General features: G+C 45.5%; 11 protein-coding genes, 2 tRNA genes and 3 rRNA genes. All 16 read right to left on the bottom strand.

Features of this window, described 5'->3' with window-relative positions; translation table 11 throughout:
* Positions 1-3: 3 nt before the first annotated feature.
* Positions 4-357 carry a DNA replication initiation control protein YabA gene (gene yabA / locus NSQ64_RS00285; protein ID WP_007496228.1) on the bottom strand — a complete coding sequence of 118 codons (354 nt, stop codon included), beginning with the start codon at positions 355-357 and terminating at the stop codon, positions 4-6.
* A gap of 14 nt (positions 358-371) precedes the next feature.
* Positions 372-1,199, bottom strand: coding sequence for a PSP1 domain-containing protein (locus NSQ64_RS00280; protein ID WP_024719352.1), 828 nt, complete (start codon positions 1,197-1,199; stop codon positions 372-374).
* 2 nt (positions 1,200-1,201) lie between these two features.
* Positions 1,202-2,191 carry a DNA polymerase III subunit delta' gene (gene holB / locus NSQ64_RS00275; protein ID WP_041506542.1) on the bottom strand — a complete coding sequence of 330 codons (990 nt, stop codon included), beginning with the start codon at positions 2,189-2,191 and terminating at the stop codon, positions 1,202-1,204.
* Between the two features lie 11 nt (positions 2,192-2,202).
* Positions 2,203-2,643, bottom strand: coding sequence for a YaaR family protein (locus NSQ64_RS00270; protein ID WP_008341898.1), 441 nt, complete (start codon positions 2,641-2,643; stop codon positions 2,203-2,205).
* A 12-nt stretch (positions 2,644-2,655) separates the two neighbouring features.
* On the bottom strand, positions 2,656-2,985 hold the full coding sequence (locus NSQ64_RS00265; protein ID WP_012008640.1) for a cyclic-di-AMP receptor: 330 nt from the start codon (positions 2,983-2,985) through the stop codon (positions 2,656-2,658).
* A gap of 79 nt (positions 2,986-3,064) precedes the next feature.
* The gene (gene tmk, locus NSQ64_RS00260) at positions 3,065-3,703 is read right to left on the bottom strand and encodes a dTMP kinase (protein ID WP_007496237.1); all 639 of its coding nucleotides are present in this window, start codon (positions 3,701-3,703) and stop codon (positions 3,065-3,067) included.
* The gene (locus NSQ64_RS00255; RefSeq protein WP_341014520.1) at positions 3,700-5,106 is read right to left on the bottom strand and encodes an aminotransferase class I/II-fold pyridoxal phosphate-dependent enzyme; all 1,407 of its coding nucleotides are present in this window, start codon (positions 5,104-5,106) and stop codon (positions 3,700-3,702) included. Before NSQ64_RS00255 ends, tmk begins: the two co-directional genes overlap by 4 nt.
* A 77-nt stretch (positions 5,107-5,183) precedes the next feature.
* Positions 5,184-6,245 carry a toxic anion resistance protein gene (locus tag NSQ64_RS00250; RefSeq protein WP_341014518.1) on the bottom strand — a complete coding sequence of 354 codons (1,062 nt, stop codon included), beginning with the start codon at positions 6,243-6,245 and terminating at the stop codon, positions 5,184-5,186.
* A gap of 21 nt (positions 6,246-6,266) precedes the next feature.
* Complete coding sequence (locus NSQ64_RS00245; RefSeq protein ID WP_327862460.1) at positions 6,267-6,881, bottom strand: 5-bromo-4-chloroindolyl phosphate hydrolysis family protein; 615 nt, start codon at positions 6,879-6,881, stop codon at positions 6,267-6,269.
* A 128-nt stretch (positions 6,882-7,009) separates the two neighbouring features.
* Positions 7,010-7,201, bottom strand: a complete 192-nt coding sequence (locus NSQ64_RS00240; RefSeq protein WP_017359334.1) for a sigma factor G inhibitor Gin — start codon at positions 7,199-7,201, stop codon at positions 7,010-7,012.
* A gap of 170 nt (positions 7,202-7,371) precedes the next feature.
* Positions 7,372-7,487: ribosomal RNA gene (gene rrf / locus NSQ64_RS00235) — 5S ribosomal RNA — on the bottom strand.
* Positions 7,488-7,548: 61 nt separating this feature from the next.
* A 23S ribosomal RNA gene (locus tag NSQ64_RS00230) occupies positions 7,549-10,479 on the bottom strand.
* Positions 10,480-10,577: 98 nt separating this feature from the next.
* Positions 10,578-10,653, bottom strand: a tRNA-Ala gene (locus NSQ64_RS00225).
* 14 nt (positions 10,654-10,667) lie between these two features.
* Positions 10,668-10,744 (bottom strand) — tRNA-Ile (locus NSQ64_RS00220).
* A gap of 96 nt (positions 10,745-10,840) precedes the next feature.
* Positions 10,841-12,389: ribosomal RNA gene (locus NSQ64_RS00215) — 16S ribosomal RNA — on the bottom strand.
* Together the 16S, 23S and 5S rRNA genes with 2 tRNA genes alongside form the textbook arrangement of a ribosomal RNA operon.
* Before the next feature lie 276 nt (positions 12,390-12,665).
* Positions 12,666-12,929: a pro-sigmaK processing inhibitor BofA family protein gene (locus NSQ64_RS00210; RefSeq protein ID WP_012009068.1), complete on the bottom strand. Its 264-nt coding sequence runs from the start codon at positions 12,927-12,929 to the stop codon at positions 12,666-12,668.
* Between the last annotated feature and the right edge of the window lie 18 nt (positions 12,930-12,947).

Genomic DNA, 12,947 nt, shown 5'->3' with positions numbered 1-12,947 from the left:
TTCTCATTTTTTATTTAAAAATGACAGACAGAACAAACAGTCTCCCTCTTTCCGAATGCTCCCATAATGTACATTACAAATATGGAAGCCCTCCTGATATAAACGAGCTAGGTTATCATGACCTTCTCCTATATCAGAATGACTTGGCTTCTGGGCAGAATCATGCTCTGCCTCAGACGATTTATCTCGATCGGATTGATCCAGACGTTCACGCAAGTGCTGATTCTCCATCTGCAACTGATGATTTTCTTCAATCACTTCACCGATATGATTTTTCAAATCACCTAGCTGGCGATAAAGAGAACCGATTTGTTCTTCTAAATTAATCACCGTATCAAATAGTTCCTTTTTATCCAAGGTGGCACACCTCGTTACTCAGTTGTTTGTGCAGATACAACGCCTTCTTGTATTAATTCTTCCCAAGTATATTCTATCACTTTTTCTTGCCCGGTTAATTCAACTTGCAAAATTCGTTCTAAAATATTAAGCCCTACTACCTTTGCAGAGCCATTAGACGTCTGAATCGTTTCACCGATGTCCGGTAATTGTTCTTTTGCTGTTTCGTACTCATCATTCTCATATTTCAAGCAGCACATCAAACGACCGCAAAGCCCTGAAATTTTGGTAGGGTTTAACGAGAGGTTTTGATCTTTTGCCATTTTAATGGACACAGGTTCAAAATCTCCTAAGAAAGTTGAACAGCAAAGCATACGTCCACACGGACCAATGCCGCCTAGCATTTTTGCCTCGTCTCTTACACCGATTTGACGAAGTTCAATTCTCGTCTTAAAAATAGATGCAAGATCCTTGACCAGCTCACGGAAATCTACTCTGCCGTCCGCTGTAAAATAGAAGATGACCTTGTTGCGGTCGAATGTAAATTCGACATCGACCAGCTTCATTTCTAGGCCGTGTTCACTTACTTTCTGAAGACATGTGTCAAAGGCTGCCATCGCTGCTTCTTTGTTCTCCTCAACGATGAGCCGGTCACGTTCATCTGCGACGCGAATCACCTTACGTAAAGGGAGAACCACATCGTGTTCATCTACTTTTTTATTGGCGATGACCACTTGCCCGTACTCAACACCTCTAACCGTTTCTACAATGACACAACTATCATTTTCTATATGAAATCCATTAGGATCGAAATAATAGATTTTGCCCGCTTTTTTAAAGCGAACACCAATTACGTTGTACAAGCTTATCCCTCCTGCAACATCAACACCAATTGCTCCATTAGCCCTTGGGCATTCACGTTGGATTGAAGTCTCTTTTTCGCTTCTAATACAGCAAGGATCTGATTCGTCACCATTTGCTGTGTGGAATGCAGCGCGTGCTGCTTCATTGTCTGGAATAAGTCTTGATAAATGACTTTATCTTCATTTCCTATTTGAATCGACAATACATCACGATATATAAATAAAAGCATATCAAGACCAGTTTCTTGAAGGTCTTTCTCTTTGAAAAAAGGCATCCATTGATCTTGTATATAAAAAAATGCATGTTCTTTTCGCTGGTGTAAGACTTCATACAATTTTATCACTTTCGCTCTAGACTCTGCAAACTGATCATTTCGACTTAATTCGAGTGCTTCTGCTAAATTATTGGTTAAATTCGACAAAAGCCTTGCGAGATCCTGAGACACGCCTTCTTGTAAAAGCTGCTGCTCCAAAGATTGCGGCTGCAGCGGCTGAAAGCTAAGCATCTGACATCTTGAAATAATCGTATCCAGCATTTTATGCGATTGTTCAGTGATTAAAATTGCCATCGTTTCCCGGTTGGGCTCCTCTAGGAACTTTAATAAACTGTTCGCAGCATTGACCGTCATTTTGTCCGCATGGAGAATGATATACATTTTCCGATGCGATTCTACGCCTGCTTTTGTAAATTCCTCCTGCAAAGCCTGCACTTGCGCCTTCTTAATTGATTGACCGTCAGGCTGCACTAGATGTAAATCTGGATGGTTGCCAGACTGAATTCTTTTGCAGTTTTGACAGGACTCGCATGGTTTCACTCCTGCTTCCAAACAAAAAAAGCTCTTCGCTAAAAGCATCGCAGCATCTAGCTTTCCTGTCCCTTTTTTTCCTTCAAATAAGTAAGCATGAGCCAGTCGGTCTTTATCAATACTATTAAAAATCAGCCGCATGACGCGCGGCTGTAGATCATTCATGTCATCCCAGCTAATTGCCATGTTATCACTCTCTATGTGTAAAGGTTAATCAATAAACCTTTTATTTCTCCAATACGTTCAAGCAAATCAATCGAGGGTTTCTCTTGATTCATCATATCCTCTGTTAACTCAATCAGCTTTTCATCTAATGCTTTGACTAAAGCGAGTGTTCGTGTGTTGCCATAAATGTCAAAGCTCCTTGATGTCTCTATATTTAATCCATTATCGACTGTTTCTTTTACAAAGCGTTTCACAAGTCCTTTAAACCTAGCCAAATCTTTAAGGTTTCGTGACTTTGTCAGTTTCTTGCCGAAGACTTCGATATCGCTCAGCATGACTGTCAGCTGCTCTAAACGCATTTTACCGCTTTGTGTCTCCATCGATGATTTAAACGATGCTGAAGTTTGGCTTCCTTTCATCGCTTGAAGTTCACGCTTTTCTAAAAGCAGCCGCATATCTTGATTAATTTTCACAGCAACCCATCCTTAAAATTGATGAAATTGTTCAACTGGCAGAATAAAGACGGTAGCTCCACCAACTTCAACCTCAACAGGGTATGGTACATATGAATCTGCATTTCCACCCATTGGTGATACAGGCGCGATCATTTGATCACGTTTACGGCAATTTTCCTTGATTAGCTGTAACGCTTTATCCACTCGGACATCATCACAACCAATGATAAAAGTCGTATTCCCAGACTTTAGAAATCCACCAGTCGAAGCTAATTTTGTCACGCCGAATTGATGTTCGGTCAATATTTTCAATAACTTGCTGCTATCTTGATCCTGTACAACGGCAACAATTAATTTCATTTGATTGGCCTCCTTCATTTTAGGCACAGGTGACATGCCGATGTCTTCCTCTATATTATAACAACGATTGGGAATGAGGTCATATTTGATTTTTCTTTAATGTGTCCTGAATCAGCTGAAACACTTCATTAAAGACATCCTGAACAGGCTGAGACGCATCTACTACACGGAATCGTTCTGGTGATTGCGCAATCAGCAGCTCATATCCTTCTCTGACCATTTGATGAAAATTCAGTGTTTCCATGTCTAATCGATTTTTTTCTCTTCCTTGATTGGCATCAATTCGCTTTAGACCTTCCTCTGGTGTAATGGAAAAGTAAATGGTCATTTGCGGCATCGTGCCATCAATGGCAAAATCATTAATGGATTTGACTTCTTCAATCCCAAGCCCTCTCGCATAGCCCTGATAAGCAAGGGAGCTGTCGACAAAACGATCACATAAAACAGTTTCCCCCCGCTTCAATGCCGGTTCTACTTTTTCAGCCAAATGCTGCCTTCTAGCTGCTGCATAAAGCAATGCCTCTGTTTTTGCGTCCATTTTTGTATTTTTTTCATTTAAAATGACTTCACGAATTTGCTCTGCAATGTCGATGCCTCCAGGCTCACGTGTCGCCATCACTGCATATCCTTGACGTTCCATTTCTTCGTACACTTTTCGAATCACTGTCGTTTTTCCAGCACCCTCCGGTCCTTCAAACGTAATAAACATACCGCTCATAGTGTCTCCTCTTCTATATAAACATATAATTTTCTCTGGTGAATCACCTGACTTGCTTGCACATGAACTTGATGCCCAAGTAAACGGCTTAACGTCGCAATTTGATCTGATTCAATCGGTTCTCCTTTAATCATCAAAGGAATGCCAGGCGGATAGGGAATGACCGATTCTGCACTAATCCGGCCAACTGCTTTTTCGAATGGAACAGCTTCTACATCTCGCTTTTGCTGATCGTCCTCTAAGAAGAGCGATCCCGTTCGAGGCTCTTTTTTTACAAGCAATGAATCACTTTGCTGAAGAGCCTGCTCTATAGCTGTAAAAGGAATGTCCTTTGTCTGCCTTAGACCAAAAACGAGTAAGACTTGATGTTCATCCGCAAGTTCTGGGTGAACCTCCACCGACTCAAGCACCTTTTTGAGTTCATAGCCTGTCAGCCCTTTTGTTGAACGAATGACACATTTTAATGGATCCATAGGTAAAGAGTCAGACTCAACCACTTCGAGATTGGAGATCATATTGAACTGTGCTTTCAGCTTTGCCAAGTCTCTCATGATTTCGTCCATTAACCCTTTTCCCTTCAACTCCTCCACATAAGCTCTCGCCACATCTAACGAAGCCATAATTGGATAGGAAGGTGAACTGCTTTGAAGCATCGTTAATAACGTCTTTATCCGCTTCACATCAATTCGGTCTCCTTGAAGATGGAGATAAGACCCCATCGTCATTGCCGGAAGGGTTTTATGTGCTGATTGTACCACCACGTCTGCTCCATAGGAAAGGGCAGATGGAGGAAAGGCACCGCCTAATACAAAATGAGCACCATGTGCCTCATCAACTAATACAATGATGCCAGCTTCATGACACATTTGAATGAGCCCTGATAAATCAGCTGCATGTCCGTAGTAGTTCGGATATGTCAAAACGATTGCCCGGCAGTTAGGATGTGTCGCCATAGCTTGTTTGACTGTTTCCTCCGTCACATGAGTTGGGACGTGCAAGTGCGGATCACTCTCAGTTTCTAACATAATAGGCGTCGCTCCCGCAAGCTCAATCGCATGGAACACAGACTTATGACAATTTCGCTGAACGAAAATGCCCTCCCCAGCCTGACACGCAGACATCACCATCGCCAAATTGCCAACGGTTGTGCCATTCACAAGGAAAAAACTTTGTTTAGCTCCATATAGCTTTGCCAATAAATCCTCTGCCTCTTGAATCACCCCAGTCGGATGGTGAAGATCATCTAGACCTTCAAGTTCTGTCACATCCAGCTGAAGAATGGATGCATAATAGGACCGTGCCTCATCAAAAAAGACATCTCCATTGTGATGTCCCGGAACGTGAAAAGAATAGGGCTTCTTTTCCGCATGTTGTGATAATGCTGTATATAAAGGTGTTTTCAAACAAATCGACCCTTTTCACTTAAACGATATCTTATATCTATTATAACGTTCAAACAAGTGAACTGAAAGATGGATTCTCATTCCTTTATTGGTTTATGATTCACCAGCTTCTGCTCTGCCTCCTGCATGCTACTTTTTAATTGAGCTCGTTCTTGGCTCCCATGTTCTTTTACCTGCAACGTTTCCTGCAATGTTTCGGCCAATTGGTGCTGAACCTTTTTCAACGTATCTATAGGCGTTAAGGATGCATCTTCAAGCAGCTGTCCTTGCTGCTTCGATACCTGTTCATATGTTTGCTGGATACGCTGCTCAAGCGCTGAATTGGCTCGCTGCTGAATATGATTGAACGCAATCGACATTTGGTTAATCCATAAAGGAATTGATGCGGAAACAGTTGATTGAATATGATTGGCTAATGTATGGTTTGTATGCTGAATCATTCGAATTTGGGCATTACATTGCAGTGCGATTTGACGGCTCAACAGCAAATCATACTTCCGTTCTTTTAATCTCTCCATATATTCATCTTCATCGACTTCCCGACTCATCAATTGTTCCTCTAATGTCCGATCATGTGGCTGTGATTCTGTTAGGGCATGTTGCTCTAACAGCGTCAATTTTGCTTCAACTGCTGCAACCTGTAACGTCATCTCTTGAAAGTATGATTGATTTTCTTCAAATAAACGCTCCAATAACTTATGGTCCGAAATTAACACGCCTCTTGCGTAACGAAGCCTTGCTGACAATCTCTCTATCTGTGCTTCTGCTTGTTTAAAACGAGATATGATCTCCTGAGTAGAACGCTTTTCTCGCTGAAATAACCTTAAAAAAAAGCCTCGCTTCTTTGGCAATAAATCCTCTGGCTCCACTAAATGCAGTTGCTGTAAAAAAGCTTCTAGAACGTCTCCGATTTGGTCAATATCTTTTTTCTCCACATATTGCATCATTTGTTTTGATTGTTCTAACAATCGTTCCTGCACACGTGTGCCATAGAAAAGCAGTTTTTGTGGATGGTCAGGGATCTTCTCAGCTCGCTGTAGCGCCTCCTGCTTTTCCTCATCAGATAAGGTATCAAACACCCGAAACGGAAGATCTGTAGTAGATGGGGCTGGTGGTATGACTGGATCTTCTGGTTTCATCGAGTTTGACTCCTTTCATATCTATTTTTTAATCATTTTATCGGCCACTTCAAGTTCAATATGAAGTGCTTCTATATCTCTTCCTAAAACTTGCTGTAAATCATTCGTTAATTGCTTTTGCAGTTCAGTCAGCGTGACTCGAGTTTGGCTTAATGTCATTTCAAGCTCATGGCTACGATTCGGCTGATTATACAGCAGTGCATATTTCTCAGTTAATTCAACAACAGAATCCAAACTCTCAAAATAAAACCGCTGTGCATCATAAAACCGGTTCGGTTCCTTTTTTGTTATCGTATAGATGCGTCGTGCAAGCCGAAGAATTTCAAAATTATGCTTGATCGTCTGTACGTTCTTCACAGCAAATAAAGCTTTCTTCAAACGAACCAGCTTTTGCCCAGCTTCTTTTAAGTGCTGTTTAATATATACATAATCACTGCGAGACAGTCCGTGTTTCTTCAAAAACAACTGGAAGGCAGCCCATCGGCTTCCTGCAAACATCACACCCCACCCAATCATCGCATACAGTATCGACAATCCAACATGATGATGGAAAACACCAATACTGACAGTTAAAATCACCAGCGAAAAAAGAGTAGAGAGAACGGCCCATGCAAATGTGTAAAAAATTGATTTCATGTTCATCGACTCCTATGAATAATCAGGCTCTCTGTTTATCTTATTATTTATTACGGTTGATGTCCAAACTAAGTTCCAAAAAACAGGCCCAATCCCCGATTGCCCATAAAAAAAGACCATCTAATGGTCTATGAATACAAAGGCGGCGTATGAAGATTTTTAAGCTTTCTTACATAATCAGCATAACTAGGATCCGAGGTTGATGTAGAAATTAACTTCCGTTCACAATCTCGGCATAAAAACTGATGATATAAATAAATTCCCTTTGTTTTTTTCTCTTCACAAATCAAACAAATTGCTTCTCGCTCTTTTTTGCTCATTGTGACACCTCCACTTATAGCTTCAGTATGCCCTAGCGCTTTCAATTGTATACAAAATTAAGAATGTTTTAGATGATAGTTTAGTATATGTATCCATGCCAGATCGAGTGTTTGTTCCTTTTTTAAAATACAAAAAAGACCAGTTCCGATTGGAACTGATCCTTTGAAAAGCTTGGCGGCGTCCTACTCTCACAGGGGGAAACCCCCAACTACCATCGGCGCTGAAGAGCTTAACTTCCGTGTTCGGTATGGGAACGGGTGTGACCTCTTCGCTATCGCCACCAAACCTGATGGAGAGAATGTTCTCTCAAAACTAGATAACAATGTTCATTTTTCACATTAGAATATAGGTTAAGTCCTCGATCTATTAGTATCTGTCAGCTCCACGTGTCACCACGCTTCCACCTCAGACCTATCAACCTGATCATCTTTCAGGGATCTTACTTCCTTGCGGAATGGGAAATCTCATCTTGAGGGGGGCTTCATGCTTAGATGCTTTCAGCACTTATCCCGTCCGCACATAGCTACCCAGCGATGCCCTTGGCAGAACAACTGGTACACCAGCGGTGCGTCCATCCCGGTCCTCTCGTACTAAGGACAGCTCCTCTCAAATTTCCTGCGCCCGCGACGGATAGGGACCGAACTGTCTCACGACGTTCTGAACCCAGCTCGCGTACCGCTTTAATGGGCGAACAGCCCAACCCTTGGGACCGACTACAGCCCCAGGATGCGATGAGCCGACATCGAGGTGCCAAACCTCCCCGTCGATGTGGACTCTTGGGGGAGATAAGCCTGTTATCCCCGGGGTAGCTTTTATCCGTTGAGCGATGGCCCTTCCATGCGGAACCACCGGATCACTAAGCCCGACTTTCGTCCCTGCTCGACTTGTAGGTCTCGCAGTCAAGCTCCCTTGTGCCTTTACACTCTGCGAATGATTTCCAACCATTCTGAGGGAACCTTTGGGCGCCTCCGTTACATTTTAGGAGGCGACCGCCCCAGTCAAACTGCCCACCTGACACTGTCTCCCTGCCCGATAAGGGCAGCGGGTTAGAAGGTCAATACAGCCAGGGTAGTATCCCACCGATGCCTCCACCGAAGCTAGCGCTCCGGTTTCCAAGGCTCCTACCTATCCTGTACAAGCTGTACCAACATTCAATATCAGGCTGCAGTAAAGCTCCACGGGGTCTTTCCGTCCTGTCGCGGGTAACCTGCATCTTCACAGGTACTATAATTTCACCGAGTCTCTCGTTGAGACAGTGCCCAGATCGTTGCGCCTTTCGTGCGGGTCGGAACTTACCCGACAAGGAATTTCGCTACCTTAGGACCGTTATAGTTACGGCCGCCGTTTACTGGGGCTTCAATTCGCACCTTCGCTTACGCTAAGCGCTCCTCTTAACCTTCCAGCACCGGGCAGGCGTCAGCCCCTATACTTCGCCTTACGGCTTCGCAGAGACCTGTGTTTTTGCTAAACAGTCGCCTGGGCCTATTCACTGCGGCTTCTCGGGGCTTTAACACCCTAAGAAGCACCCCTTCTCCCGAAGTTACGGGGTCATTTTGCCGAGTTCCTTAACGAGAGTTCTCTCGATCACCTTAGGATTCTCTCCTCGCCTACCTGTGTCGGTTTGCGGTACGGGCACCTCTCACCTCGCTAGAGGCTTTTCTTGGCAGTGTGGAATCAGGAACTTCGCTACTAAATTTCGCTCGCCATCACAGCTCAGCCTTCACGGGAAACGGATTTGCCTATTTCCCAGCCTAACTGCTTGGACGCGGATATCCAATACCGCGCTTACCCTATCCTCCTGCGTCCCCCCATTGCTCAAATGGTGAGGAGGTGGTACAGGAATATCAACCTGTTGTCCATCGCCTACGCCTTTCGGCCTCGGCTTAGGTCCCGACTAACCCTGAGCGGACGAGCCTTCCTCAGGAAACCTTAGGCATTCGGTGGACGGGATTCTCACCCGTCTTTCGCTACTCATACCGGCATTCTCACTTCTAAGCGCTCCACCAGTCCTTCCGGTCTGACTTCACTGCACTTAGAACGCTCTCCTACCACTGTTCGTAAGAACAGTCCGCAGCTTCGGTGATACGTTTAGCCCCGGTACATTTTCGGCGCAGAGTCACTCGACCAGTGAGCTATTACGCACTCTTTAAATGGTGGCTGCTTCTAAGCCAACATCCTGGTTGTCTAAGCAACTCCACATCCTTTTCCACTTAACGTATACTTTGGGACCTTAGCTGGCGGTCTGGGCTGTTTCCCTTTCGACTACGGATCTTATCACTCGCAGTCTGACTCCCAAGGATAAGTCATCGGCATTCGGAGTTTGACTGAATTCGGTAACCCGGTAGGGGCCCCTAGTCCAATCAGTGCTCTACCTCCGAGACTCTTACCTTGAGGCTAGCCCTAAAGCTATTTCGGAGAGAACCAGCTATCTCCAGGTTCGATTGGCATTTCACCCCTACCCACACCTCATCCCCGCACTTTTCAACGTGCGTGGGTTCGGGCCTCCATTCAGTGTTACCTGAACTTCACCCTGGACATGGGTAGATCACCTGGTTTCGGGTCTACGACCACGTACTCATGCGCCCTATTCAGACTCGCTTTCGCTGCGGCTCCGCATCTTCTGCTTAACCTTGCACGGGATCGTAACTCGCCGGTTCATTCTACAAAAGGCACGCCATCACCCGTTAACGGGCTCTGACTACTTGTAGGCACACGGTTTCAGGATCTATTTCACTCCCCTTCCGGGGTGCTTTTCACCTTTCCCTCACGGTACTGGTTCACTATCGGTCACTAGGGAGTATTTAGCCTTGGGAGATGGTCCTCCCGGATTCCGACGGAATTTCACGTGTTCCGCCGTACTCAGGATCCACTCTGGAGAGAACAACATTTCAGTTACAGGGCTGTTACCTTCTTTGGCGGGCCTTTCCAGACCTCTTCGCTTATATCGTTCCTTTGTAACTCCGTATAGAGTGTCCTACAACCCCAAGAGGCAAGCCTCTTGGTTTGGGCTGTTCCCGTTTCGCTCGCCGCTACTCAGGGAATCGCATTTGCTTTCTCTTCCTCCGGGTACTTAGATGTTTCAGTTCCCCGGGTATGCCTTCTCATACTCTATGTATTCAAGTATGGATACTACTCCATTACGAGCAGTGGGTTTCCCCATTCGGAAATCTCCGGATCAAAGCTTGCTTACAGCTCCCCGAAGCATATCGGTGTTCGTCCCGTCCTTCATCGGCTCCTAGTGCCAAGGCATCCACCGTGCGCCCTTTCTAACTTAACCATTTCTTACTTTAGAAAGAATCACTATGTGTGATGAACTTTGCATTGCATTCAATGTGAATGTATTACTTATTGTTATCTAGTTTTCAAAGAACACGTTGGTGGAGCCTAGCGGGATCGAACCGCTGACCTCCTGCGTGCAAGGCAGGCGCTCTCCCAGCTGAGCTAAGGCCCCGTTTTAATAGAAGATGGTGGGCCTGAGTGGACTCGAACCACCGACCTCACGCTTATCAGGCGTGCGCTCTAACCAGCTGAGCTACAGGCCCATCTTTCATATCGAAGATATGATGTTGTAGGATCTTTTGCAAGTTCCTTCAAAACTAAACAAGACGAAAAACGTACGCTGCTCCATATATCCTTAGAAAGGAGGTGATCCAGCCGCACCTTCCGATACGGCTACCTTGTTACGACTTCACCCCAATCATCTGCCCCACCTTCGGCGGCTGGCTCCATAAAGGTTACCTCACCGACTTCGGGTGTTGCAAACTCTCGTGGTGTGACGGGCGGTGTGTACAAGGCCCGGGAACGTATTCACCGCGGCATGCTGATCCGCGATTACTAGCGATTCCAGCTTCACGCAGTCGAGTTGCAGACTGCGATCCGAACTGAGAACAGATTTGTGGGATTGGCTAAACCTTGCGGTCTCGCAGCCCTTTGTTCTGTCCATTGTAGCACGTGTGTAGCCCAGGTCATAAGGGGCATGATGATTTGACGTCATCCCCACCTTCCTCCGGTTTGTCACCGGCAGTCACCTTAGAGTGCCCAACTGAATGCTGGCAACTAAGATCAAGGGTTGCGCTCGTTGCGGGACTTAACCCAACATCTCACGACACGAGCTGACGACAACCATGCACCACCTGTCACTCTGTCCCCGAAGGGAAAGCCCTATCTCTAGGGTTGTCAGAGGATGTCAAGACCTGGTAAGGTTCTTCGCGTTGCTTCGAATTAAACCACATGCTCCACCGCTTGTGCGGGCCCCCGTCAATTCCTTTGAGTTTCAGTCTTGCGACCGTACTCCCCAGGCGGAGTGCTTAATGCGTTAGCTGCAGCACTAAGGGGCGGAAACCCCCTAACACTTAGCACTCATCGTTTACGGCGTGGACTACCAGGGTATCTAATCCTGTTCGCTCCCCACGCTTTCGCTCCTCAGCGTCAGTTACAGACCAGAGAGTCGCCTTCGCCACTGGTGTTCCTCCACATCTCTACGCATTTCACCGCTACACGTGGAATTCCACTCTCCTCTTCTGCACTCAAGTTTCCCAGTTTCCAATGACCCTCCCCGGTTGAGCCGGGGGCTTTCACATCAGACTTAAGAAACCGCCTGCGAGCCCTTTACGCCCAATAATTCCGGACAACGCTTGCCACCTACGTATTACCGCGGCTGCTGGCACGTAGTTAGCCGTGGCTTTCTGGTTAGGTACCGTCAAGGTGCAAGCAGTTACTCTTGCACTTGTTCTTCCCTAACAACAGAGCTTTACGATCCGAAAACCTTCATCACTCACGCGGCGTTGCTCCGTCAGACTTTCGTCCATTGCGGAAGATTCCCTACTGCTGCCTCCCGTAGGAGTCTGGGCCGTGTCTCAGTCCCAGTGTGGCCGATCACCCTCTCAGGTCGGCTACGCATCGTCGCCTTGGTGAGCCGTTACCTCACCAACTAGCTAATGCGCCGCGGGTCCATCTGTAAGTGACAGCCGAAACCGTCTTTCATCCTTGAACCATGCGGTTCAAGGAACTATCCGGTATTAGCTCCGGTTTCCCGGAGTTATCCCAGTCTTACAGGCAGGTTACCCACGTGTTACTCACCCGTCCGCCGCTAACATCCGGGAGCAAGCTCCCTTCTGTCCGCTCGACTTGCATGTATTAGGCACGCCGCCAGCGTTCGTCCTGAGCCAGGATCAAACTCTCCGAAAAAGTACAAAACCGAAGTTTTGTTTTTCGTCAGCGTTTGACTGACTACCTATGATGTATCATAGGATTTTTTTATAAAAACTCGAATTAACAGGTACGTTTTGTCTTGTTTAGTTTTCAAAGAACTTGTTTACCGCTTCAGAAGCGACTAGAACATCTTATCACATCCAAGTTGTTAGTGTCAACAACTTTTTTGCTATTATGTTTTTTCGTTTCTTCGTCATCAGCGACGTATATTAATTTACCACCATATATAATCAAAGTCAACAATATTTTGCATTAAATAATAAACTTTTCAATTACGACTAAAGCTGCTACACCTGGAATGCCCAACAAACCACTAATTCCGCTCGTTACAGGGTTAATGGAAACATGAAGCCCTAAACTCTCGCCGAATAAATTGAGACAAAATAAAAAAAGAGCGCCTGCGACAAATTTTATTCCGATAAGCCCTAACCATTTGAATGGATTTGCTTGAACACCCGACATAAACAACAATAAAACAGCTAACAAAATTGAACCAATCACAATAACAGGTTCCATAATCCTCTCATCTCCTCT

It is taken from the genome of Bacillus sp. FSL W8-0183 (assembly GCF_038006825.1).
Classification (GTDB): Bacteria; Bacillota; Bacilli; order Bacillales; family Bacillaceae; genus Bacillus; species Bacillus altitudinis.
The sequence above is the reverse complement of the archived record's forward strand: the minus strand, read 5'-3'. Positions and strand labels throughout refer to the sequence as shown.